This is a genomic window from Panacagrimonas perspica, from assembly GCF_004364935.1.
Taxonomy (GTDB): domain Bacteria; phylum Pseudomonadota; class Gammaproteobacteria; order Nevskiales; family Nevskiaceae; genus Panacagrimonas; species Panacagrimonas perspica.
In genome coordinates, this window is sequence record NZ_SOBT01000011.1 from 212,645 (window position 1) to 237,056 (window position 24,412).

Here is a 24,412-nt window from a genome sequence, read left to right on the forward strand (position 1 = left end):
CAGTCCGGGATCGTTGCTCGCAGGAGGTTGTGCGCGTCGAAGAGTTTCCCCGGACCTCGTCCGGGCTACGCGTCGCCGTCTCGTCGATCCTTCAGCGCGTCGCGGTGCGCAGCGTGACGAATTCCTCGGCGGCCGTCGGATGCACGCCGATGGTCTCGTCGAACACGCGCTTGGTGGCACCGGCTTTCAGGGCCACGGCGAGGCCCTGAACGATCTCGCCGGCTTCGGGACCGACCATGTGCACGCCGAGCACGCGATCGCTGTCGGCATCCACGACCAGCTTCATCAGCGTGCGTTCCTGCACGTCGGTGAGCGTCAGTTTCATCGGCCGGAAACGGCTCTCGAAGATCTTCACCTTGTGACCGGCTTTCTTCGCGGCGTCTTCGCTGAGTCCGACGGTGCCGATGTTGGGCAGGCTGAACACCGCGGTCGGGATCATCGTGTAATCGAGCGGCCGGTATTCCGCGGGACGGAACAGCCGCCGCGCCACCGCCATGCCCTCGGCCAGCGCCACCGGCGTGAGCTGCACGCGGCCAATCACGTCGCCCAGCGCCAGGATCGACGGCTCGCTGGTTTCGAACTCGGCATTCACCTTCACGTGGCCGCGCTCGTCGAGCTCGACCTTCGTGTTCTCGAGGCCGAGGTTGTCCAGCATCGGACGCCGGCCGGTGGCGAAGAACACGCAGTCGGTCTCGATGCTGCCGCCGTCCTTCAGCTTCGCCACCAGCGTGCCGTCGGCGCGCTTCTCGATGGCCGTGATGTCGGTGTTGAAGCGCAGGTCGAGCTTCTTGCGCAGCAGTTCGTCACGCAGATGCTCGCGCACGCCGATGTCGAACTCGCGCAGGAACAGATCGCCGCGATAGAGCTGCGTGGTCTTCGCGCCCAGCCCGTGGAAGATCGAGGCGAATTCCACCGCGATGTAGCCGCCGCCGACGACGATGACGCGCCGCGGCAATTCCTTGAGGAAGAAGGCCTCGTTCGAGCTGATCGCGTGCTCCTTGCCGGGGATCTCCGGGATCTGCGGCCAGCCGCCGGTGCAGATCAGGATGTGCTTGGCGGAGAACGTCTCGGCGCCGACCTGCACGGTCTTGGCATCGAGCAGGCGCGCATGGCCATCGAGCACTTTCACGCCGGCATCCACGAGCAGCTTGCGGTAGATGCCGTTGAGCCGCGCGATCTCGCGGTTCTTGTTCTGGATCAGCGTCGACCAGTCGAACACCGGTTTTTCGCCCAGGCTCCAGCCGTAGCCGGCGGCCTGCTCGAAGTCCTCGTGGAAATGCGCGCCGTAGACCAGCATCTTCTTCGGAACGCAGCCGACATTGACGCAGGTGCCGCCGAGATAGCGGCTCTCGGCGACGGCTACCTTGGCCCCGAAGTTCGCGGCGAAGCGCGCGGCGCGGACGCCGGCCGAGCCACCGCCGATCACGAACAGGTCGAATGCATCGGACATCGCGCGGACTCCAGCGTGGGAAAGAAGCCAGCTTAAGGCGCACAGCGCCCGTGACCTAGCCGGGAATACCCGTAGCCCGGGTGCAACCTGGGGTGTCGCTCGCATACGGAGCGCAATCCCGGGTTGCACCCGGGCTACTTGGGCGCGGCTTGCAACTCCGCCAGACGCTCTTGCCGCGCCTGCGCGCCCGATTCGCCGAGTGCCTTCGCAGCCGCATGGAATCGCGCCCAGTCATTCCCGCATTCTTCGAACAGCGTGCGAAACGCCGGCACCCACTCGTCGTACAGCCCCACCGGCAGCAGGCTGGCGTTGTTGAGATCGCGCGCGAACCAGCCTTCGTAATCGCGCGAGCCGTTCCACTCGGCGTCCCGCATCCGCGCGTAGTCGAGCTTGAGTTGCGCGAAGATCCCGGCCTTCTGCGTGCGCATGGCCTCGGGCGACAAGGGCAGCGAGTACAGGTCTGCCAGCTTGCGGCGCGCGTCAATCACCAGCGCGACGAACTGCGCCTCGTGCGCGCGCTGCGTCTCCGATTCCGCCGGATCGACCTGGCCGCCGGTGAAGTATTCGAGCAGGCCCTGCTGCTCGATGAAGCTCGCGTAGGACTCGTTGAACGTCGTGTCGTTCTTGACGTAGAGGCGCTGGTGGCCGAGTTCGTGGAACACCGTGCCGACCAGCACCGCGTCGCTCCAGCGCATCATCGTGCTCAGCACCGGATCGTCGAACCAGCCCAGCGTGGAGTAGGCCGGAACGCCGCCGATGTCCACGTCGTAGCCCTTTGCCTTCATCTTCTCGACCTGTTCCTGCGCGAGTTCCTTGCGGTAGTGGCCGCGGTACGCCAGGCACCCCGTCAGCGGGAAACAGGATTCGATCGGCTGCAGCGAGAACTCCGGCGTCGCGAACACGTTCCAGACGACGTAGGGGCGACCCAGGTCCGCGTAGAGCGTGTAGCTGGCGTTGTCCGGCAGGCCCAGCTTGGCGACGGCGAACCGGCGCGCATCGAGCACCAGCGCGAGGCGGCGGCGCAGCTCGGCATCACGTTGCGGATCCTCGACGATCTTCTCGATGGGTTCGCGCTTGGAGAGCAGCTCCATCTGCCCGCGCGCGAGGTGCGCGTAGTAACCCAGCGACGCGCACCCGCACAGCGAGGCGCCGAGCAGCGCGACGACGAGCGCCCTCAGTCCTGCGTCCACTTGAACAGCAGCGAACCGAAGCTCATGCACACCACGGTGGTGCCGACCAGAACCAGCAGTGGGTAGCCCAGATCGATCAGGCGGGTGCCGTCGAGCATGATGCTGCGGGCGGCGGAGAGCATGTGCGTCAGCGGGAAGATCTCGGCCAGCGCCTGCACCCAGCGCGGCGAGCCGTCGAGCGAGAAGAACGCGCCCGAGAGAATCATCATCGGCGAGCTGATGACGTTGAGCAGGCCGCCGGAGATCTCCTCGCTGCCGACGCGCGCGGCCACCAGCAGGCCCATCGAGGTCAGCGACAGGCTGCCGATCAGCGTCAGGATGAAGAGGTCGATGTACGAGCCTTCCATCGGGAAATGCATGAACAGGTTGCAGCCCACGAACATCATCGTCGTCGTGGTCATCACCAGTGCGAGGCGCGAGACGATCTGCGCGGAGACGAATTCCAGCGCGCGCAGTGGCGTGGCGTTGAGGCGCTTCAGATGCCCGCTCTTGCGGTAGCGCACGATCACGTAACCCACGCCCCACAGGCAGGAGAACATCAGATTCACGCCGAGGATGCCGGGCACGGCCCAGTCGACGTAGCGGATCGGCTTGCCGGTGGCCTGCTGCTTCTCGGGTGCGACGCCGCCGCTGCCGAGCAGCAGCTTCTCGACGAGTTCACCCTTTGGCGATTCGGGGTTGGTCCAGTAGCGCGGCTTCTCGCCGCTGAAGTCCAGCAGCAAGTCCACGCGATGGCGCGCGACCTTGCGCTTGGCGGCTTCGAGTTCGGGCTCGCGGTAGAACTGGACGTGCGGCGTTCCCAGAAAGGGATGCATCGCGGGCGAAGGTTCCGCCGACGCGACGACGGCGACCTTGAACACCGGCTGCCCCGGTCCCGAGAAGATGGCGGCGAAGCCGACGACCATCAGCACCGGGAACATCAGGTTCCAGGCCAGCGCGGAACGGTCGCGCAGGAATTCGATGCTGCGCGCGATGGTGGCGGCGCGGAATCGCTGGAACGAGAATCCCATCACGAGCGTTCGTCCTTGCCGGTGAGTTCCAGGAACAGGTCGTCCAGCGACGGCGGGCGCTGGTGCAGCTGCGTGAGATCCACGCCCGCGCCGAGCAGTTCGCCCAGCACAGAATTCACCGAACGCGTACGGATCTCGGCGCCGGCTTCGCTGTGATGAACCGGAAAGCTCCACTCGCGTCCCGCGAGCAGGCTCGATGGCAGTTCCAGCACCTTCTCATCGAAGTGCTGCGCCAGCAGCGCCTTGGGCGTACCGCGCGCGATCAGGTGACCGTGATCCATGATCCCGATCTCGTCGCACAGCGCGTAGGCCTCTTCCATGTAGTGCGTCGTCAGCAGCAGCGTCTTGCCCGCGCGCTTGATGTCGCCGATCAGCTCCCAGAAATTGCGCCGCGCCTGCGGGTCCAGTCCGGTGGTGGGCTCGTCGAGGAACAGCAGTTCGGGGTCGTTGATCAACGCGATGCCCAGCAGCGCGCGCTGGCGTTGCCCGCCCGAGAGCTTGCGCGTGTCGCGGTCCAGGAAATCCCCCAGGTTGCAGCGCTCGATGATCTCGTCCATCGACCGGTGCGAGGGGTACAGGGCGCCGAAGAAGTTCAGGTTCTCGCGCACGGTCAGGAAGTCCTGCAGCGCGGTGGTCTGGAACTGGATGCCGATGTGATCGCGGTAGTCCGCGCCCAGCGGCGCACCGCGAAACAGCACCTGCCCGCCGGTGGGCTTGCTCAGGCCTTCGAGCATTTCGATGGTCGTGCTCTTCCCGGCGCCGTTGGGACCGAGCAGTCCGAAGCAGATCCCCTGCGCGACGTCGAAGCTCACGCCGTCGACGGCCTTCACCTTCGGGTAGTGCTTGACGAGGTCGCGGGCTTCGAGGAGGACGGGCATGGAGACAGGATTCGGGAGCCCGGGCAGTTTCGCATTCCCGCTCACGCGAAGCACCGGGCCGGAATTACCATCGTGCGATGCCGAGCCGTCTCAAGTCCGCCGATGCACCGCTCGAGCGGCTCGTCACCGAGATTCGCGCCTGCACGCTGTGCAGCGAGCACCTGCCGCTCGGGCCCCGCCCAGTCGTGCGCCTCGGCTCGAGCGCGAAGCTGCTGATCATCGGACAGGCGCCCGGCACCAAGGTCCACGCCAGCGGCGTGCCCTGGGACGACGCCAGCGGCGAGCGGCTGCGCGCGTGGATGAACCTCGAGAAGGAGATCTTCTACGACACCGCGCGCATCGCGATCATGCCGATGGGCTTCTGCTACCCGGGACGCGGCAAGGGCGGCGATCTGCCGCCGCGGCCGGAATGCGCGCCGCGCTGGCACGACCGCGTGCGTGCGCTGCTGCCCGAGGTGCGGCTGACCTTGTTGATCGGCCAGTACGCGCAGGCGCGCTACCTGGACACGCGAGGACAGACGCTGGAGCAGACGGTGCAGAACTGGCGGCAGCACCTTGCGCTCGGATTCCTGCCGCTGCCGCATCCGAGTCCGCGCAACACGCTGTGGCTCAGGAAGCGGCCGTGGTTCGAGGAAGAGGTGGTGCCAGTGCTGCAGGCCGAACTTCGCAGGCTCCTCGCGTAGCCCGGGTGCAACCCGGGTTTCACCGGGGCTACGACGGCTGAGTAAACCGTAGCCCGGACGAAGGCCGGGGTTGGCACATCACATCGAGCGGGAATCCCGGCTCTTTGCTCTTCGCAAAATTCACGTCCGGCTACGGCAGGCTGCCTTCCACTGCGACGGCATGGTGGGACGCGGAACCGCCATTGCCGTTCGACGTCGAGCGCGGCACCTTGAACCAGGCCGCGTACAGCGCTGGCAGGAACAGCAAGGTCAGCACGGTCGCCGCGAACAGGCCGCCCATGATGGCCACCGCCATCGGGCCGAAGAACACGCTGCGCGACAGCGGAATCATCGCGAGCACGGCCGCCAGCGCGGTCAGCACGATGGGACGCAGGCGGCGCACGGTGGCTTCCACGACGGCGTCGAACGGCGAGCGCCCGTGCTCCAGGTCCTGCCGGATCTGGTCGATCAGGATCACGCTGTTGCGCATGATCATGCCCAGCAGCGCGATCGTGCCGAGCATCGCGACGAAGCCGAATGGCTGGCCGAACAGCAGCAGGAAGCTGGCCACGCCGATGATGCCCAGCGGCGCCGTGAGCATCACCATGATGCTCTGCGAGAAACTGCGCAGCTGGATCATCAGCACGGTGAACACCGCGAGCAGGAACAGCGGCATGCCGACGTTCACGCTGCCCTGGCCCTTGGCGGCGTCCTCGACGGTGCCGCCGACCTCGATGCGATAACCGGTCGGCAGGCCCGCTTCGATCTTCGCGATCTCGGGTGCGAGCTGTGCGACGACTTCGGGCGGCTGGATGTCGTCGTAGATGTCGGCGCGCACGGTGATCGTCGGCGCGCGGTTGCGGCGCCACAGGATGCCGGGCTCGAAGCTGTATTCGAGCCGCGCGATCTGCGCGAGCGGGATGTTCGCGCCACTGGCCGTCGGCACCGCGAGGCTGCTCAGCAGTTCGAGATGCTCACGCTCGCGCGGCGGACCGCGCATGACCACCGAGATCAGCTTGTTGTCCTCGCGGAACTGCGTGACGGTGGCGCCGTTGATCGCGGTCTCCAGCAGCTGCGACACGCTGGACGTGGTCACGCCCAGGCTGCGCGCACGCGACTGGTCGATCGTCACGTGGATGACCTTCGAGGGCTCCGCCGTGTCCAGGTGGATGCCGCGCGGATACGGATTCGCGCGCATGGCCGCGGCGATCTTCTCGGCGTGGATCGTGGCGATATCGCGGTCAGGGCCGGACACGCGGTACTGCAACACGTAGCCGACCGGCGGGCCGTTCTCGAGGCGGTTGACGCGCCAGCGCGCCTCCGAGAATTCCTGCGGCAGGATCTCGATCAGATGCGCGCGGATCGCCTCGCGCGCCTTGTAGTCGCGCGTGTTGAGCACGAACTGCGTGAAGCTCGCGGCCGGCAGCTGCTGATCGAGCGGCAGGATGAAGCGCGGTGCGCCGCTGCCGATGTACGCAACGAAACTCTCCAGGCCGTCCACGTCCGTGAGCAGGCCCTCGAGCCGCTTCGCGGCCTTCTCGGTCTGATCGATCGAGGCGCCTTCCGGCAGCTTCAGATCCACCAGCAATTCCAGGCGCGTCGACGCCGGGAAGAACTGCTGCGGCACCGTGCTGAACAGCACGAGGCTGCCGACGAAAAGGCCCACCGTGATGCCGATCGTGCTCCAGCGGCGGTTCACGCAGAGCTGCACGAGCTTGCGGAAACGGTTGTAGAACTTGGTGTGATAGACGGCGTGCTCGTCGTGCGCCTTGCCGTCGTCGGACAGGCCCTTCTCGGGCAGCAGCTTGTAGCCGAGCAGTGGCACGAAGATCACCGCCGCGATCCACGACAGCAGCAGCGCCAGCGTGACCACCTGGAAGATCGAGACCGTGTACTCGCCGGTGCTGCTCTTGGCCAGCGCGATCGGCAGGAAGCCGGCCGCGGTGATCAGCGTGCCGCTGAGCATCGGAAAAGCCGTGGAGGTATAGGCGAAGGCCGCGGCCTTGACGCGGTCGTACCCCTGCTCGAGCTTCACCGCCATCATCTCGACGGCGATGATCGCGTCGTCCACCAGCAACCCCAGCGCGATCACCAGCGAGCCCAGCGAAATCTTGTGCAGGCCGATGCCGAAGTAATGCATGGCCGCGAACGTCATGCCCAGCACCAGCGGGATCGAGGCCATGACCACCAGCCCCACGCGCGTGCCCAGCGACACGAAGCACACGATCAGCACGATGATGACGGCCTCGCCCAGCGCGCGGACGAAGACGTTGGTGGCGCGCGTCACCGCGCGCGGCTGGTCGGCCACGCGTGACAGCTGCATGCCCATCGGCACGACCTGGTTGAGCGTCTCGAACTCGGCGTCCAGCGCCTTGCCCAGCCGGATAATGTCGCCGCCCTTTTCCATCGACACGGCGATGCCGATCGCATTCTCGCCGTTGAACCGCATGCGCGGACCGGGAGGGTCCTGGTAGCCGCGCGAGATCTCGGCGACATCGCCGAGACGGAACGTGCGGCCGTTGAATTCGATCGGGAGCTGCTTGAGCTGATCGACGCGCGACAGGCCGCCGCTGACGCGCAGGTAGATCTTGTCGGTGGAGGTATCGAAGTCGCCGGCGGGGGAAACATCGTTCTGCTGTGCGAGAACCCGGGCGATCAGGTCAGGCGGAATGCCGAGCTGCGCGCGCCGCGTGTTCGCCATGTCGACGAAGATGCGTTCTTCCTGCAGACCGATGAACTCGACCTTGGCCACGTCGCGCACGCGCAGCAGGCGATCGCGGACACGGTCGGCGTAGTCCTTGAGCTCCTCGTAGCTAAAGTCCTTGCCCTGCAATGCGTAGATGTTGCCGAAGGTGTCTCCGAACTCGTCGTTGAACGACGGACCGATCACGCCGGGCGGCAGCAGATGCCGGATGTCGTTGACCTTCTTCCGCGTCTGGTACCAGCTGTCGGGGATCGTGCTGCGGGCCACGTCTTCGCGGTAGAGCACGAAGACCTGCGACTCGCCCGGTCGCGAATACGAGCGCAGGAAATCCAGCGAATCGAGTTCCTGCAGTTTCTCCTCGATGCGGTCGGTGACCAGGCGGTCGACCTCGTCGGCGGTCGCGCCCGGCCAAATCGTGCGCACGACCATGATGCGGAACGTGAACGGCGGATCCTCGGATTGCCCGAGATGGAAGTAGCCCCAGACGCCGAGCACGCCCAGCAGCACCATGAAATACGTCACCAGCGACCGGTTCGCCAGCGCCCACTCGCTCAGGTTGATGCGGGTCATGAGCGGCGTCGCCTCAGAGTGCGGCCTTGGCGGCGCGATCGATGGGTTGCACCGCCATGCCCTCGACCAGGCGGTGCACGCCGGCGGTGACGAGGCGGTCCTTCGTCGTGATCGGGCCTGCCACGATCACGACGCCGTCCAGGTACTGCAGCACCTGCACCGGCACCGGCTTCACGGTGTTCGCGCCGTTCTCGCCGGCAACGACGGTCCAGACCGTCGCGTGATGCTTGTCGACGCTGCCCAGCGCCGTTGCCGGAAGCCGGAAGGTCTTGCCGTCGGCGGTATCCGCGGTCATCACGGTGGCGGTGACGCCGAGCTGCACCGCGGCGTCGGCATCGACGATCGTGACGCGGGCGTCGTGCGTGCGCGTGGCCGGGTCGGCCTGCGGATTGATCTCGCGAATCCGGCCCTCGTAGCGTTTGCCGGGCTGGCTGTAGATCTCCACCGCGACCGTGGGCGACTTGGCGAGCGCATCGATGCGGCCTTCGGGCACGTCGATGTGCACTTCGCGTTCGCCGTCTGCGGCGAAACGGACCACCGGTTGCCCGGCGTTGACGACGTTGCCCGGTTCGGCCAGGACCTGCGTGACCACGCCGGCGCTGTCGGCCGTGAGCTTGGTGTAGCTCGACTGGTTCTGCGCCAGGTTGAGCTGCGAGCGCGCCTGCGACAGGCGGGCCTGCGCGAGCTTGGACGTGTTGGTGCGCGAATCGACCGCGGACTGGCCGACGTGGCCGCGTGCCTTGAGGTCGGTGTAGCGGCGTTCTTCTTCCTGCGCGAGCCAGGCGTCGGCTTCGGCGGCCTTGAGGGCGGCGCGCGCGGCGTCGAGATTGAGCTGGGCGTCCTCTGGATCGAGCACGGCGAGGACCGTGCCGCGCACCACGCGTGCGCCCATGTCGACCTTGCGCTCGGCGATCTTGCCCGGGACGCGGAACGACAGGTCGGCTTCGGTGCGGGCGTGGACCGAACCCGGGAACAGCTCCACGCCGGTGGCGCCGCCGAGCGGCTGCGGCGATTCGACGACGACGGGGCGGGCCGCGTTGACGGGGGCTGCGTCGCGGGAGCAGCCTGCAACCAGGCCCGCCACCAGCAGAGCCGCGTAGCACCCGCAAGGATGGATCTTCATCATGGTTCCTACGCTCCCCGTGGCCGCCGTTACGGTGACCGTCCCGATATACTGAACCGAATAGTACATTTAATCGGTCGCGGCGTTGAAGCCCCCGGCCGGAGCAAAAAATCGCGCACCCCATGGCAGCTCCACCCCCCACAGCAGGTCGCAAGAACATCGGCCGAGGACGGCCCAAGGACCCGGACAAACGTGCGGCGATCCTGCTGGCGGCCAAGAAGATGTTCACCGCGCAGGGGCTGCCGGGGACCAGCATGGAGGGCATCGCGGCCGAGGCCGGCGTCTCCAAGCTCACGGTCTACAGCCACTTCCGCAGCAAGGAGGAACTGTTTCGCGAGACGGTCTGCTCGAAGTGCAACGAGCACTGGCCGGAAGTCCTGTTCGATGTGCAGGCACGCTCGCCGTTGCGGGAGCGGCTGCGCCTGATCGGCCGGGGATTTCTCGACCTCGTGAACAGTGACGACGTGATCAGCATGTACCGCCTGATGTCGGCCGAGGGGGCAGGACCGACGGACTTCGGGCGCCTCTTCTGGGAGTTCGGGCCGGAACGGACGCTGGAGCGGTTTTCCCAGGTCCTCGAGGCCGCTCACCGTGCCGGCGAGCTGCAGATACCCCACTTTCGACGAGCGGCCTCGCACTTCTTCGTGCTGCTGAAGGGGGAACACCACATCAAGTCGCTGGTCGGCGCCGCGCTCCCGCCGGATTCCGCGGAGCGCCAGCGTCACGTCGAGGAGGTCATCGACCTGTTCCTGCGTGCCTACGCGCCGCCCGTGCGGCGCTGACACCGCGGAACGAGGCCGGTTTCGAGGGCCCGGACGGGACTCGGCCGTCCGGAGGAGGTGCCCTGAAACCGGCGACGGGATCATTGCGCCGGCCGGATTCGCCCCGATGTCGGGCTAAAATCGCCGATTCACTGACAGGCTACGACCGCTAATGGACACACCCGCGAAGACCGAACGGTCCTCGTCGCCGACGATGCTCACGCACCTGCAACGACTCGAGGCCGAGTCGATCCACATCATGCGCGAGGTCGTCTCGGAGTCCGAGAAGCCGGTGATGCTGTATTCGGTGGGCAAGGACAGCGCGGTGATGCTGCACCTGGCGCGCAAGGCCTTCTACCCGTCGCCGCCGCCGTTCCCGCTGCTGCACGTCGACACGACGTGGAAATTCCGCGCCATGTACGAGCTGCGCGACCAGATGGCGCGCGAGTCGGGCATGGAGCTGCTGGTCTACCAGAACCCCGAAGCCAAGGCCAAGGGCATCAATCCGTTCGATCACGGCTCGCTGCATACCGACCTGTGGAAGACCGAGGGACTCAAGCAGGCGCTGGATCTCCACGGATTCGACGTCGCCTTCGGCGGCGCCCGCCGCGACGAGGAGAAGTCGCGCGCCAAGGAGCGCATCTTCTCGTTCCGTACCTCGAGCCACCGCTGGGACGGCAAGAGCCAGCGTCCCGAACTGTGGAATCTCTACAACGCGAAGAAGGCCAAGGGCGAGAGCATCCGCGTGTTCCCGATCTCGAACTGGACAGAGCTGGATATCTGGCAGTACATCCACCTCGAGAACATTCCCATCGTGCCGCTGTACATGGCGGCGCCACGTCCTACGGTGGAGCGCGACGGCCTGCTGCTGATGGTCGACGACGATCGTTTCCGCCTGAAGCCCGGTGAAAAGCCGGTGACGCGCTCGATCCGCTTCCGCACGCTGGGCTGCTATCCGCTCACCGGCGCGGTCGAGAGCACCGCTGCCACCTTGCCCGCCGTGATCCAGGAAATGCTGTTGACGACGACCTCGGAGCGGCAGGGCCGCATCATCGACAAGGACGCCGGATCCGCGAGCATGGAGAAGAAGAAGCAGGAGGGGTATTTCTGATGAGCACGCCCTCCACCACGCAAGACAGCGTGTACCAGACCGATGCGCTGATCGCGGCGGACATCGACGCCTACCTCGTCCGCCACCAGCACAAGAGCCTGCTGCGCTTCATCACCTGCGGCAGCGTCGACGACGGCAAGTCCACGCTGATCGGCCGCCTGCTGTACGACTCGAAGATGATCTTCGAGGACCAGCTCGCCGCGCTGGAAGCGGATTCGAAGAAGGTCGGCACGCAGGGTCAGGAGATCGACTTCGCGCTGCTGGTCGATGGCCTGGCCGCCGAGCGCGAGCAGGGCATCACGATCGATGTCGCGTACCGGTTCTTCGCCACCGAGAAGCGCAAGTTCATCGTCGCCGACACCCCGGGACACGAGCAGTACACGCGCAACATGGTCACCGGCGCGTCGACCGCCGATCTGGCGGTGATCCTGATCGATGCGCGCAAGGGCGTACTGACGCAGACGCGGCGGCACGGTTACCTCGCGCACCTGATCGGCATCCGCAACCTGGTGCTGGCCGTCAACAAGATGGACCTGATCGGCTACGACCAGGCCCGGTATGACGCGATCGTCGACGACTACCGCGCGTTCGCCAAGAGCATCGGCATCACGCACTTCGTGCCGATGCCGATCTCGGGTTTCAAGGGCGACAACATCACGGCGCCGTCGCCGAACACGCCCTGGTACACCGGTCCGACGCTGATGGCGCACCTGGAAACCGTCGAGCTGGACACGATGGCCGACCAGGCCAAGCCGTTCCGGCTGCCGGTGCAGTGGGTCAATCGTCCGAATCTCGATTTCCGCGGTTTCGCGGGCCTGATCGCCAGCGGCGTCGTGAAGCCCGGTGACGCGGTGCGCGTGCTGCCCTCGGGCAAGACCAGCACCGTGACCCGCGTCGTGACCTTCGATGGTGATCTGCCACAGGCGGTCGCGGGGCAGTCGGTGACGCTGTGCTTCGCCGACGAGATCGACTGCTCGCGCGGCGACGTCATCACCAAGGCCGAGGAACCGACCCAGGTCGCCGACCAGTTCGAAGCCACGATCGTCTGGATGAACGACGAGGCGCTGGTGCCGGGTCGTCCGTACTGGCTCAAGATCGGCACGCAGACGGTGACGGCGCGCCTGCAGGCGCCGGAGTACCAGATCAACGTCAACACGCTCGAGCATCTGGCGGTCAAGACGCTGGAGCTCAACGCCATCGGCGTCGCCAAGCTGACGTTGGAGCGTGCGATTCCGTTCGAGCCCTACGCGGACAACCGCGCGCTCGGCGGCTTCATCCTGATCGACAAGTTCAGCAATGCGACCGTCGCGGCCGGCATGCTGCAGTTCTCGCTGCGCCGTGCGCAGAACGTGCACTGGCAGGCGCTGGACGTCACGCGCGAAGTCCGCGCGGGTCTCAAGGGTCAGCAGCCGTCGGTGCTGTGGTTCACCGGCTTGTCGGGTTCCGGCAAGTCGACGATCGCCAATCTCGTCGAGAAGAAGCTCGCGCACCTGGGCAAGCACACGTTCCTGCTCGACGGCGACAACATCCGTCACGGCCTGAACAAGGACCTGGGCTTCACGCAGGCGGATCGCATCGAGAACATCCGCCGTATCGGCGAAGTCGCCCGGCTGATGACGGATGCGGGGCTGATCGTGCTGACCGCGTTCATCTCGCCGTTCCGCGCCGAGCGCGAACTGGTGCGATCGATGCTGCCGGCCGGCGAGTTCATCGAGATCTTCATCGACACGCCGCTGGCCATCGCGGAGAAGCGCGACGTGAAGGGCCTCTACAAGAAGGCGCGCAGCGGCGAACTGCCGAACTTCACCGGCATCGATTCGCCGTACGAGGCTCCGGAGTCGCCGCAGATCCGCATCGACACCACGTCGATGAGCGCCGAAGCGGCCGCAGACCTGATCGTGAGCCGGCTGCTCGATCGTTGACGTAGCCCGGGGGTGCAACCCGGGGTTTTTTGCATCTAGTCGGACGGAACCCCGGGTTGCACCCGGGCTACGGTCTGCGCCGCGACTGCATGGAAAAACAGGAGAGAGCGATGAGCGAGGACGTACAGGTATCCGTTGCCGACGGCATCATGACCGTCACGATCAATCGCCCGGCGGCACGCAACGCGGTGAACCGCGCGGTCGCGGTCGGCATCGCCGAAGCGATGAAGGAGCTGGACGCCAACGACGCGATCCACGCCGCGATCATCACCGGCGCCGGCGGCACGTTCTGCTCGGGCATGGACCTCAAGGCCTTCGTCAGCGGCGAGCTGCCGATCGTGCCGGGCCGTGGTTTCGCCGGCATCGCCGAGGCGCCGCCGGCCAAGCCGCTGATCGCCGCGGTGGAAGGTTTCGCGCTCGCGGGCGGCTTCGAGATCGCGATCACCTGCGATCTCATCGTGGCGGCCAACACGGCACAGTTCGGTATTCCCGAGGTCAAGCGCGGTCTTGCGGCGGGTGCCGGCGGTCTGGTGCGCCTGCCGCGGCAGATTCCGCGGCGCGTGGCGATGGAACTGGCGATCACCGGTGAATTCATTTCAGCGCAGCGCGCCTACGAACTGGGCCTGATCAATCGCGTCGTGCCCGCGGGTACGACGCTGGAAGCGGCGACGGCACTGGCGCGCACGATCGCCGCCAATGGCCCGATCGCGGTCAAGGCCAGCAAGCAGGTCGTGCAGCAGTCGCAGGACTGGTCGCTGACCGAGACGTTCGCGCGTCAGCAGCCGTTTCTCGACACCGTCTTCAAGAGTTCGGATGCGATCGAAGGCGCGAAGGCTTTCGCGGAGAAGCGCGCCCCGGTCTGGAAGGGGAAGTAGGCGGCGCGGTTTCACCCTCGGGCTGACGCAGCGCAGCGATCACCTGATCGCGCACGCTGTCGAGCAGCGTCTTGCGGGCGCGGCCCGCCGGCAGCGCCCGGGCCAGGGTCACTGCTCCGACGGCCTGCGCCACCATCGGCCAGGCCTTCTCCTCGCTGCCCGCGCGCTGCGCGAGTTGCTGCACGACCTCGGCCAGGCCGCGCGCATAGGTGCTGCGCACGGTGTCGTCCGCGCGCGCGACTTCCGAGCTGAGCGTCGGTAGCGGACATCCCTTGCGCGGCCGCTCGACGTGCTGCGGGCTCAGGTAGGCGCCGATCGCGGCTTCCAGGGCCGCGTCCGAATCCACGGCGAACATCCGCTGCGATCGCTTCAGCTCTCGCTCGACCAGCGCGCTCAGCAATTCGGACTTGGACGCAAAGTGCGCGTAGAACGCGCCGGCGGTCAGGCCCGCGGCCGCCATCAATGCGTCGACGCCGGTCGTCGCGAAGCCGCGCTCCTTCGCCAGCTGGCCCGCCTCGTCGAGGATCCGCTCCCGTGTCGTCGTCTTGTGGCTGGCTGGATAGCGCATGGTCGTGGGTGCCGCGGTCAATGGCGGGGTTCGTGTTCATAGAATAACGTCCGTCATACCAAGCTGCCGGCCCGAGGACATCCGCCATGGCGACCGAGAAGACCGCGTGCATCCTGTGCTCGCGCAACTGCGGACTCACGGTGGAGATCGAGGACGGTCACTTCCGGCGCGTGCGCGGCGACGAGGAGCACCCGATCTCCAAGGGCTACCTGTGCCAGAAGGCCGCGCGGCTCGAGCATTACCAGAACCATCACGACCGCCTGACGCATCCGCTCAAGCGTCAGCCCGACGGCTCGTTCGCGCGCGTGAGCTGGGACGAGGCATTGAGCGACATCGCGACGCGACTCAAGGCGATCCGCTCGGAACACGGCGGCGATGCCTTCGCCTTTGCCGGTGGCGGCGGGCAGGGCAACCACCTCGGTGGCGCCTACAGCCGGCAGCTGATGGCAGCCATGAAGAGCCGCTACGCCTACAACTCGCTGGGCCAGGAGAAGACCGGCGACTTCTGGGTCAACGGCCGACTGTTCGGCAGCCAGACCTGCCACACGACCGAGGATGTCGAGCACGCCGACTACGTGCTGTTCATCGGCTGCAATCCGTTCCAGGCGCACGGCATCCCGAACGCGCGCGACGTGCTGCGCGACCTCAAGCGCGACCCCGCACGCACGATGGTGGTGATCGATCCGCGCCGTTCGGAGACGGCCAAGCAGGCCGACATCCACCTGCAGCTGAAGCCGGGCACCGATGCGTTCCTGATGGCGGCGATGCTCGCGATCATCGTGCGTGAAGGTCTGGTCGACCGCGCGTTCCTGGCCGCGCATTGCCGCGATTTCGAAGCCGTGGAGACGGCGCTGCGCGCGGTGCCGATCGAGGACTACGTGGCACGCGCCGACGTACCGCTGGCCGACGTCGAACGCGTCGCGCGCGGATTCGCGCAGGCCAAGGCCGGCTGCGTGCGCATCGACCTGGGCATCCAGCACACGCTGCACACCACGCTCAACGGCTATCTGGAGAAGCTGCTCTACCTGCTGACGGGAAACTTCGGCCGGCGCGGCGGCAACAACCTGCACAGCTTCCTGCTGCCGATCCTGGGCAACACCGACGAGCGCAAGACCGTGCGCGGAAAATCGCTCAAGCGCACGGCGTTCCACGGTGTGCAGCCGATCGCCGGCATCTATCCGCCGAACATCCTGCCCGACGAGATCGAGAAGGCCGGCGACAAGCGCATCCGCGCCGTGTTCGTCGACAGCGCCAATCCGGTGTTGACGTGGACCGACACCGCCGGCTTCGAGCGCGCATTCGCAAAGCTGGACCTGCTGGTGGTCGTCGACGTGGCGCTGACCGAGACGGCGCGGCTGGCGCACTACGTGTTGCCGGCGGCGTCGCAGTTCGAGAAATGCGAGGCGACCGGATTCAACCTGGAGTTCCCGGAGAACTTCTTCCACCTGCGCCACCCGCTGCTTGCGCCGCTCGGCGAGTCGCTGCCCGAGCCGGAGATCTACACGCGCCTGCTGGAGAAGATGGGCGAGATTCCGTCGCGCTTTCCGATGCTCGAACGGATCGCGCGCCTGCAGCCGCGGCGCGCAGCCTACCTGCCGTTCCTGGCGGCGCTGGGCGCGGCGCTGGCGCGCAATCGCAAATGGATTCCGCATGCGGCGTCGATCGTCTATCGCACCTTGGGACAGACGCTGCCCGGTGGGACGGCCGCCGCCGCGCCCATCCTGGCGCTGACGATGGCCTACGCGCAGCAGCACCGCGCGGCGGTGCTACGCGCCGGACATCGTGGCAACCGGCTCACCTTGGGCGCGGCGCTGTTCGACGCCATCACCTCGCGACGATCGGGCACCTTGCTGAGTCGCCACGAGTACGAGGACACCTGGTCGCTGGTGGCGAATGCGGATCGCCGCGTGCACCTGGCGATACCCGAGATGCTCGAGGAACTGCGCGCACTGCGCGAAGAGAAGCCGGTGGGAGCGCAGTTCCCGTTCATCCTCGCGGCCGGCGAGCGGCGCAGCTACAACGCCAACCAGATCTATCGGGATCCGGCCTGGCGCAAAGTCGATCCGCACGGCGCGATGCGCATCCATCCGCTGGACGCCGATGGGCTGGGCCTGGGTGATGGCGATCGCGCGCGCTGCTGTTCGGAGCACGGCGAGATCGAAGTGGTCGTCGAACGCGACGAGGATCTGCGCCGCGGCACCGTCTCGCTGCCCCATGGTTATGGCATGCGTTACCGCGACGGCGCGCCCGCGGGTCCGCAGCTCAACCGGCTGACGGGCGCTGCGCACTGCGATCCGCTGTCGCGAACGCCATACCACAAGTACGTGCCGGTCCGGATCCTGCCGGTTCCCGTTGCTGCCTGAGAGCCCCATGTCCGAGCTTCTGATCAACCAGCCGTTGCCGCTCGCGCGGGGCCCCGCGCTGAAGAACCGCCTCGCCAAGTCGGCGCTCAGCGAGGCGCTCGGCTCGGCCGACAACCGCGTGACGCCGCAACTGGTGCGGCTGTACCGCCGCTGGGCGACGTCCGGTGCGGGCCTGCTGATGACGGGCAACGTGATGATCGATCGGCGTGCGGTCGGCGAGCCCGGCAACGTCGTGCTCGAGGATGATCGCGACATGGCGCGCCTGCGCGAATGGGCCGCGGCCGGATCCGCCGGCGGCAGCGCGCTGTGGATGCAGATCAATCATCCCGGCAAGCAGGCGCCGCGCGGACTCAACCGCGAAAACGTCTCGCCGTCCGCGGTGCCGTTCGGGCCCAAGCTCGCGCCGTTCTTCCCGGTGCCGCGCGCGCTGACGCAAACCGAGATCGAAGAGATCGTGCGCCGCTACGGCAACACGGCCGCGCTGGCCAAGGAGGCCGGCTTCGGCGGCGTGCAGTTGCACGGCGCGCACGGATACCTGATCAGCCAGTTCCTGTCGCCGCACCACAACCGGCGCGAGGACGACTGGGGCGGTACCGCGGTCAAGCGTCGCCGCTTCGTCATCGAGGTGTACCGCGAGGTGCGTCGCCGCGTGGGCAAGGATTTTCCGGTTGGCATCAAGCTCAACTCGGCCGACTTCCAGCGCGGCGGATTCACCGAAGCCGAATCGCTTGGCGTCATCAAGGCGCTGGCCAAGGCCGGCATCGACCTGATCGAGATTTCCGGCGGCACCTACGAGGAGCCGGCGATGCAGGGGCTGCGCAAGGCGTCCAGCGCGGCGCGAGAAGCCTACTTCCTCGAATTCGCCGAGAAGGTGCGCGCACAGGTGAAGGTGCCGCTGATGGTGACCGGAGGGTTTCGCAGCCTGGCCGGCATGGAAGCGCCGCTGCGTGCCGACGCGCTGGATCTGGTCGGACTGGGCCGCATCCTCGCGATCGAGCCGGATGCGCCGGCGCGGCTGCTGCGCGGCCAGGAGACCCGCCATCGCGTGCAGCCGCTGAGCACCGGGTTCAAGTTGCTGGATGGCTTCGGATCGCTCGAGGTGACCTGGTACACGCGCCAGTTGCATCGCATGGGCCGCGGTCGCGAGCCGGTGCCGGATGAGAGCGCGCTGAAGTCCTTCGTGCTGGATCTGCGCAGCAAGGGCGTCGGCATCCTCAAGGCGCGCCGGCTGCGCGCCTGAGTCGACGGCACCAGCGAGGGGCCGTTCGCGGCTCGTCGCCATGCTGCAGTGCGATGCCCGGCAGCAGGCCGGCATACCGCACGATGGCCCCCCCGATGTTGCGGCCCGCCCCCCCCATCGCGAGGGAAGCGGCGGGAGCGTGCACCCGATAACTTCTCCCTACGGTCGCAGGCGTGGACTTCGCACCGGCCGGCCCCGCGCAAAGCGGTGGACCCACTACAGAATCAGAGGAGAATTTCAGATGTCCGCTAACCCTACCGCCGCCAAGGCGACCCAGACGTGTGACGCCGTCGTCGTCGGCGCCGGCGTTGCCGGCCTCGCCGAGACCTACCAGCTGCGAAAGAAAGGCCTGAAGGTGCAGGGCATCGAAGCCGGATCGGATGTGGGCGGCACGTGGTACTGGAACCGGTATCCCGGATGCCGCTTCGACTCGCAGACCGAGATCTACCAGTTCTGGTTCTCGCAGGAACTGCACGATGCGTGGGAAGGACCGCGCGAGCGCTTCGGCGCCCAGCCCGACAACGAGCGCTGGTTGCAGTTCGCCGCCAACTTTCTCGACCTGAAGCCCAACTACAAGTTCGACACGCGCGTCGAATCCGCGCACTACGACGAGTCGACCGGCCGCTGGCTGGTGACGACCGACAAGGGCGACAAGATCGACACGCAGTTCTTCGTGAGCTGCACCGGCATGCTGTCCGCGCCGATGACGGACCTCTTCAAGGGCCAGAAGACCTTCAAGGGCCAGTTGCTCACCACGGCGCGCTGGCCGCGTGAAAAGGTGGACCTCGCCGGCAAGAAAGTCGGTGTCGTCGGCGTGGGCGCCACCGGCATCCAGGTGATCCAGACCATCGCGCCGGTGGTCGGCAGCATGGAAGTGTTCGTGCTCAATCCGAACTACATCACGCCGATGCGCAACCCGAAGTACAACGACGCGGATCGCGCGGAATTCAAGAAGCGCTTCGCGGAGACCCAGAAGCAGGTCAACAGCACGTACGCCGGCTTCGACTACGACTTCACCAACGGCAAGTGGCACGACCAGACGCCCGAGGAGCGCCACAAGGTGTACGAGCGCCTGTGGGCCGACGGATCGCTGTCGCTTTGGCTGGCGGCGTACACGGAGATCTTCTTCTTCAAGGAAGCCAGCGAAGAAATCTCCGCGTTCGTGCGCGGCAAGATGCAGGAGCGTCTCAAGTCCCGTCCGGACCTGTGGGAGACGCTGATTCCGTCCAACCACGGCTTCGGCATCCACCGCGTACCGCTCGAGAGCGGCTACCTCGAAGCGTTCCTGCAGCCCAACGTCACGGCGGTGAACTGCCACAAGACGGGAATCACGGAGATCGTGCCCGAGGGCGTGAAGACCTCCGATGGCAAGGTGCACGAGTTCGACGTGCTGATCCTGGCCACGGGCTTCGATGCCGGCAGCGGCGCGCTCACGCGCATGGACATCCGCGGTCGTGACGGGCGCTCGCTGAAGGAAGAGTGGGGCAAGGACATCCGCACCACGCTGGGCCTGCAGGTGCATGGCTATCCGAACCTGTTCACCACCGGCGCGCCGCTCGCACCCGCGGCCGCGCTGTGCAACATGACCACCTGCCTGCAGCAGCAGGCGGGCTGGATCGCGGACACGATCGGCTATATGCGCGACAAGGGTCTCAAGGTCATCGAACCGACCAAGGAGACCGAAGACGCTTGGGTGGAGCACCACGACGGCATCTCCAATTCCTCGCTGTTCGCCAAGTCCAACTCCTGGTACATGGGCTCGAACGTGCCGGGCAAGCCGCGTCGCTTGCTGTCGTACCCGGGCGGCGTTCACACGTACAAGAAGGCCTGCGAAGACATCAAGGAAAGCGGGTACAAGGGTTTTGCGCTGAGCTGATGCGGTAAGTCCGCAGCCGCGAGGGCGGGCCACGTCGTGGCCCTGTTCTCTCGGCGGCCGAGGTGTCGCCGGAAGGAGGCGACCCTTGGTGGAAATCGGAGCGGTGGTGCACGGGCGGCGGCAGACCGCGCGGCCCACCGCAGGGTCCGCTCGAGGAGATACTCAATGGCCTTCACCGCACAGGTCCCGCAGCCAGCCAAGACTTACGACGCGATCGTCGTCGGCGCCGGCATTTCGGGCATGTACATGCTGTACCGCCTGCGGGAGCAGGGGCTCCGGGTGAAGGTGCTCGAAGCCGGCACCAGCGTCGGCGGTACCTGGTACTGGAACCGCTATCCGGGCGCCCGCGTCGACTCGCAGGCCTACGTCTACCAGTACTGGTTCTCCGACGAACTGCTCGACGAGTGGAGCTGGCCCGAACGTTTTCCGGACCAGACCGTGATGGAGAAATATCTCAATCACGTGGCGGATCGTTTCGATCTGCGCGAAAACATCCAGTTCAACACGCGCGTCAAGGCCGCCCGATACGACGAGAAGAGCGGCCGCTGGACCATCACGACGATGATGGGCGAAGTGTTCGACACGCAGTACGCCGCATTCTGCACCGGTGGTATCTCGGCACCGCTGGTGCCGTCGTTTCCGGGCCATGAGAAGTTCAGGGGGCAGATCATCCACACCGCCCGCTGGCCCAAGGAGGAGGTCGATTTCTCCGGCCTGCGCGTGGGCATCGTGGGCACCGGCGCCACCGGCATCCAGGTGATCCAGACCGTCGGGCCGCAGTGCGCGCACCTGACGGTGTTCCAGCGCACGCCGAACTACGCGGTGCCGATGCGCAATCCGAAGTACGGGCCCGGTGACATGCAGGCCTTCCGCGAGCGCTACGGCGATCTCAAGAAGCGCGTACATCGCACGTTCGCGGGCTTCGATTACGACTTCCAGGACAAGACGTTCCGCCAGACCGATCCCGAGGAGCGCGAGGCGATCCTCGAACGCCTGTGGGCCGACGGCTCGCTGGCGATGTGGATCGGTGGCTTCAGCGATCTGTTCACGGACGCGGAGGTCAACGAGGAAATCTCGAAGTTCGTACGCGGCAAGATCCGCGAACGCATTCGCGATCCGAAAGTCGCCGACAAGCTGGTGCCGACGACGTACGGATTCGGAACGCGACGGGTTCCGCTGGAGACGCAGTATTACGAGACCTTCAACCGCGACAACGTGGAGCTGGTCGACATCAGCGACGAGAAGATCGAGGCGATCACCGCGAACGGGGTGCGCACGTCGAAGCAGGAATATCCGCTCGACCTGCTGATCTTCGCGACCGGGTTCGACGCGGGAACCGGTGCGCTGTCGGCCATCGATGTCCGCGGCCGCGATAACATCTCGCTCAAGGAGAGCTGGAAACAGGGCATCCGCACGACGATGGGCCTGTCGGTGCACGGGTATCCCAACTTGTTCACGACGATGGCGCCGTTCGCGCCCGCGGCGGCGTTCTGCAACGTGCCGACCTGCCTGCAGCAGCAGGTCGACTGGATCAGCGACTGCATCCAGCACTCGCGCTCGAAGGGCGCGATGCGCGTCGAGCCGACGCGCGACATGGAAGACCGCTGGATCGCGCACCACGACGAAGTCGCCAACATGACGCTGATCACCAAGACCCGGTCCTGGTACATGGGCAGCAACGTGGAGGGCAAGCCGCCGCGCCTGCTGTCGTACATGGGCGGTGTCGGTGCGTACCGGCAGCAGTGCGAGGATGTGAAGGCGAGTGGCTACGAAGGATTCTCGATGTCCTGAAGCCAACGTGATGCATGAAAAAAGGGCCGCATCAGCGGCCCTTTCTGTTTTCCATGATCGTCCTGTGACGCAATGATCTCGACGATCGGTCCAAGCTACGCGGACGCCGCTGGCAATGACGCGCGCCGAGCGGACCCTGCGATCGTCATGCTATCGCCCGGCCTGTTTGTCGCCCTGCTTCTGATCCGGTTCGATCTGGTGGCGGCCCTGCTGGTCGCGCTTCGGATCCTGGTTGTTGCCCTGCTGCTGATCGCGATTGGACTCGTTGCCCTGCTGTCCCTGCTGGCGCGACTGGCCGCCGTCAGACGGGTTGTCGCCCTGCTGACGGCTGCGGTTCGGGTCGTCCTGCTGACCCTGCTGCCGCGCTTGATCCGCCTGCTGCTGGGCGTCGGTCTTCTGGCCTTGCTGGCCCTGCTGATTGCGACTCTGGTCGTTCTTCTGATTCATCAGATTCTCCAGTGGTGGCCGGCAGAAATGCCGGACCCTGGAGAGGTCGCAGGGAGCATACCCAGGTGGCCGATCCGCGCAGAAATCGGCGACTTATTCGGATAAATACTAGCGCGCGCCCGTGTGCACTCGAACGCGTGATCAAGGCTCGGGCGCTCTGCCTTGCTCCGGTCGATTCCATTCGTTTTGCCGTGAAGCCGGATGCGCTGCGGTGTGCAGGCTGCGAGGCCTGGAACGGGCCTTCATGCGGCGCAGGGTTGTAAGCTGCGATCAGCGATGGGTGAATCGCACAGATCGATCGACGACCCGCAACGAGGTCATCAACGGGAGGAGCTTTGCCATGCGCAACACGCATTTCGATGTCCTGATCCTCGGTGCGGGTCTCTCCGGCATCGGCGCTGCCTGCCACCTGACGCGCAAGCTCAAGAACAAGACCTACGCGATCCTCGAGCGGCGCAGCGCCATCGGCGGAACCTGGGACCTGTTTCGTTATCCGGGCATCCGGTCGGACTCGGACATGTCGACCTTCGGATACAACTTCCGTCCCTGGCGCGAACCCAAGGTGCTGGCCGACGGCGCGTCGATCAAGCGCTACGTCAACGACGCGGCCGGGCAGTACGGGGTCACGCCGCACATCCACTTCGGCCGCAAGGTATTGCGCGCGGACTGGTCGTCCGCGAAGACGCTGTGGTCGGTGACGGTGCTCAACGAGCAGACCGGCGTCGAAGAGATCTACACCGCGCCGTTCGTCATCGCGGCCACCGGCTACTACAGCTATGACGGTGGCTTCACGCCGGAATTCCCGGGCAGCAAGGAGTTCAAGGGGCAGATCGTCCACCCGCAGCACTGGCCCGAGCAGCTCGACTACGCGGGCAAGAAGGTCGTCGTCATCGGTAGCGGTGCCACCGCCATCACGCTGGTGCCCTCGATGGCCGCAGGCGGCGCGAAGGTGACGATGCTGCAGCGCTCGCCGACCTACGTGCTGTCAGTGCCCGCGGTCGATCCGCTGTGGTCCAAGCTGTCGCGCTTCATGCCGTCCAAGGCCGTGTACCTGGCCACGCGCATCCGCAACATCGGCTTGCAGCGTGCGCTGTTCGTCGCGTCGCGTGAACGGCCCAAGGTCGTCAAGCGGCTGCTGCACAAGCTCACCGCGCACCAGCTCGGCGGCGAAGTCGACATCAAGCACTTCTCGCCGCGCTACAACCCCTGGGACGAGCGCCTGTGCGTCGTGCCCGATGGCGATCTGTTCCGCGCGCTGCGCAAGGGCGCGGCGCATATCGTCACCGACAAGATCAAGGCCTTCGATGCGACCGGCATCCAGCTGGAATCCGGCGGACATCTCGACGCCGACATCATCGTCACCGCGACCGGACTGAACCTTCAGCTCTTCGGCGGCGCGAAGATGAACATCGACGGTGAGCCCGTCGTCATCAAGGAGCGGCTGGTCTACAAGGGGATGATGATCGACCGAGTGCCGAACCTGCTCGCGATCTTCGGCTACACCAATGCGTCTTGGACGCTGAAGGCCGACATCGTCACCGAGCACTTCATCCGCATGATCGCGCACATGGACAAGAAGAAGTTCAAGACCGTCACGCCGCGTGCGAAGGGCATCAAGCTCACGCAGGACACGGTGATGGGAAGCCTGGCGTCGGGTTATGTGCGACGTGGCGCCGACAACCTGCCGCGGCAGGGCGACAAGGCGCCGTGGACGGTGCTCAACGATTACCTGCGCGATGCGGCGGCGCTGAAGCTGGGGTCGGTGACGAACAAGGCGCTGGAGTACGAGGCGCGCTGAGCGTTGATGCAGCCGGGACGAGATCGCGGTATCGGCACGTTGGGGATTCCCGGACTTCGTCCGGGCTACGGGG

The 24,412-nt window shown here is 66.4% G+C and carries 18 protein-coding genes; 10 read left to right on the plus strand and 8 right to left on the minus strand.

All coding sequences use genetic code 11. From position 1 onward, the window contains the following. Positions 1-91 precede the first annotated feature (91 nt). The 4 genes from gorA to DFR24_RS20510 form a co-directional block, all read right to left on the minus strand. A complete protein-coding gene (gene gorA / locus DFR24_RS20495) occupies positions 92-1,450 on the minus strand; it encodes a glutathione-disulfide reductase (protein ID WP_133883311.1) in 1,359 nt (452 codons plus the stop codon). A gap of 134 nt (positions 1,451-1,584) precedes the next feature. Then, positions 1,585-2,640 carry an aminopeptidase gene (locus DFR24_RS20500; RefSeq protein WP_210772646.1) on the minus strand — a complete coding sequence of 352 codons (1,056 nt, stop codon included), beginning with the start codon at positions 2,638-2,640 and terminating at the stop codon, positions 1,585-1,587. Continuing rightward, positions 2,625-3,650: an ABC transporter permease gene (locus DFR24_RS20505; protein ID WP_133883312.1), complete on the minus strand. Its 1,026-nt coding sequence runs from the start codon at positions 3,648-3,650 to the stop codon at positions 2,625-2,627. Before DFR24_RS20505 ends, DFR24_RS20500 begins: the two co-directional genes overlap by 16 nt. Then, positions 3,650-4,528 carry an ABC transporter ATP-binding protein gene (locus DFR24_RS20510; RefSeq protein ID WP_133883313.1) on the minus strand — a complete coding sequence of 293 codons (879 nt, stop codon included), beginning with the start codon at positions 4,526-4,528 and terminating at the stop codon, positions 3,650-3,652. The genes DFR24_RS20505 and DFR24_RS20510 overlap by 1 nt, the downstream gene beginning before the upstream one ends. A 77-nt stretch (positions 4,529-4,605) precedes the next feature. On the opposite strand from DFR24_RS20510, the gene DFR24_RS20515 reads away from it, so the two are divergent. Beyond that, the gene (locus DFR24_RS20515; RefSeq protein ID WP_133883314.1) at positions 4,606-5,211 is read left to right on the plus strand and encodes a uracil-DNA glycosylase family protein; all 606 of its coding nucleotides are present in this window, start codon (positions 4,606-4,608) and stop codon (positions 5,209-5,211) included. Between the two features lie 130 nt (positions 5,212-5,341). Here DFR24_RS20515 and DFR24_RS20520 read toward each other — a convergent pair whose 3' ends face one another. Both DFR24_RS20520 and DFR24_RS20525 read right to left on the minus strand, forming a co-directional pair. Beyond that, positions 5,342-8,464, minus strand: coding sequence for an efflux RND transporter permease subunit (locus tag DFR24_RS20520; protein WP_133883315.1), 3,123 nt, complete (start codon positions 8,462-8,464; stop codon positions 5,342-5,344). A 13-nt stretch (positions 8,465-8,477) separates the two neighbouring features. Next, the gene (locus DFR24_RS20525) at positions 8,478-9,587 is read right to left on the minus strand and encodes an efflux RND transporter periplasmic adaptor subunit (protein ID WP_162851348.1); all 1,110 of its coding nucleotides are present in this window, start codon (positions 9,585-9,587) and stop codon (positions 8,478-8,480) included. 122 nt (positions 9,588-9,709) lie between these two features. Between DFR24_RS20525 and DFR24_RS20530 the strand changes: the two genes are divergently transcribed. From DFR24_RS20530 to DFR24_RS20545, 4 genes are all read left to right on the plus strand, one after another. Further along, entirely contained in the window at positions 9,710-10,369 is a 660-nt protein-coding gene (locus DFR24_RS20530; RefSeq protein WP_133883317.1) for a TetR/AcrR family transcriptional regulator, read from the plus strand. Positions 10,370-10,520: 151 nt separating this feature from the next. After that, entirely contained in the window at positions 10,521-11,459 is a 939-nt protein-coding gene (cysD, locus tag DFR24_RS20535; protein ID WP_133883318.1) for a sulfate adenylyltransferase subunit CysD, read from the plus strand. Then, a complete protein-coding gene (gene cysN, locus DFR24_RS20540; protein WP_133883319.1) occupies positions 11,459-13,381 on the plus strand; it encodes a sulfate adenylyltransferase subunit CysN in 1,923 nt (640 codons plus the stop codon). The genes cysD and cysN overlap by 1 nt, the downstream gene beginning before the upstream one ends. A gap of 110 nt (positions 13,382-13,491) precedes the next feature. After that, positions 13,492-14,256, plus strand: a complete 765-nt coding sequence (locus DFR24_RS20545; protein ID WP_133883320.1) for a crotonase/enoyl-CoA hydratase family protein — start codon at positions 13,492-13,494, stop codon at positions 14,254-14,256. On the opposite strand, the gene DFR24_RS20550 is transcribed toward DFR24_RS20545, so the two are convergent. Next, entirely contained in the window at positions 14,183-14,824 is a 642-nt protein-coding gene (locus DFR24_RS20550) for a TetR/AcrR family transcriptional regulator (protein ID WP_136249417.1), read from the minus strand. The two genes, DFR24_RS20545 and DFR24_RS20550, sit on opposite strands and share 74 nt — an antisense overlap. A gap of 86 nt (positions 14,825-14,910) precedes the next feature. On the opposite strand from DFR24_RS20550, the gene DFR24_RS20555 reads away from it, so the two are divergent. From DFR24_RS20555 to DFR24_RS20570, 4 genes are all read left to right on the plus strand, one after another. Beyond that, the gene (locus tag DFR24_RS20555; RefSeq protein WP_133883322.1) at positions 14,911-17,187 is read left to right on the plus strand and encodes a molybdopterin-dependent oxidoreductase; all 2,277 of its coding nucleotides are present in this window, start codon (positions 14,911-14,913) and stop codon (positions 17,185-17,187) included. Between the two features lie 7 nt (positions 17,188-17,194). After that, positions 17,195-18,427: an NADH:flavin oxidoreductase/NADH oxidase family protein gene (locus DFR24_RS20560; protein WP_211346638.1), complete on the plus strand. Its 1,233-nt coding sequence runs from the start codon at positions 17,195-17,197 to the stop codon at positions 18,425-18,427. A 241-nt stretch (positions 18,428-18,668) separates the two neighbouring features. After that, complete coding sequence (locus tag DFR24_RS20565; RefSeq protein ID WP_133883323.1) at positions 18,669-20,303, plus strand: flavin-containing monooxygenase; 1,635 nt, start codon at positions 18,669-18,671, stop codon at positions 20,301-20,303. Between the two features lie 165 nt (positions 20,304-20,468). Then, positions 20,469-22,094, plus strand: coding sequence for a flavin-containing monooxygenase (locus tag DFR24_RS20570; RefSeq protein ID WP_133883324.1), 1,626 nt, complete (start codon positions 20,469-20,471; stop codon positions 22,092-22,094). A 150-nt stretch (positions 22,095-22,244) separates the two neighbouring features. On the opposite strand, the gene DFR24_RS20575 is transcribed toward DFR24_RS20570, so the two are convergent. Then, positions 22,245-22,541, minus strand: a complete 297-nt coding sequence (locus tag DFR24_RS20575) for a hypothetical protein (protein ID WP_210772484.1) — start codon at positions 22,539-22,541, stop codon at positions 22,245-22,247. A 340-nt stretch (positions 22,542-22,881) separates the two neighbouring features. On the opposite strand from DFR24_RS20575, the gene DFR24_RS20580 reads away from it, so the two are divergent. After that, on the plus strand, positions 22,882-24,339 hold the full coding sequence (locus DFR24_RS20580; protein ID WP_133883326.1) for a flavin-containing monooxygenase: 1,458 nt from the start codon (positions 22,882-22,884) through the stop codon (positions 24,337-24,339). Positions 24,340-24,412 lie beyond the last annotated feature (73 nt).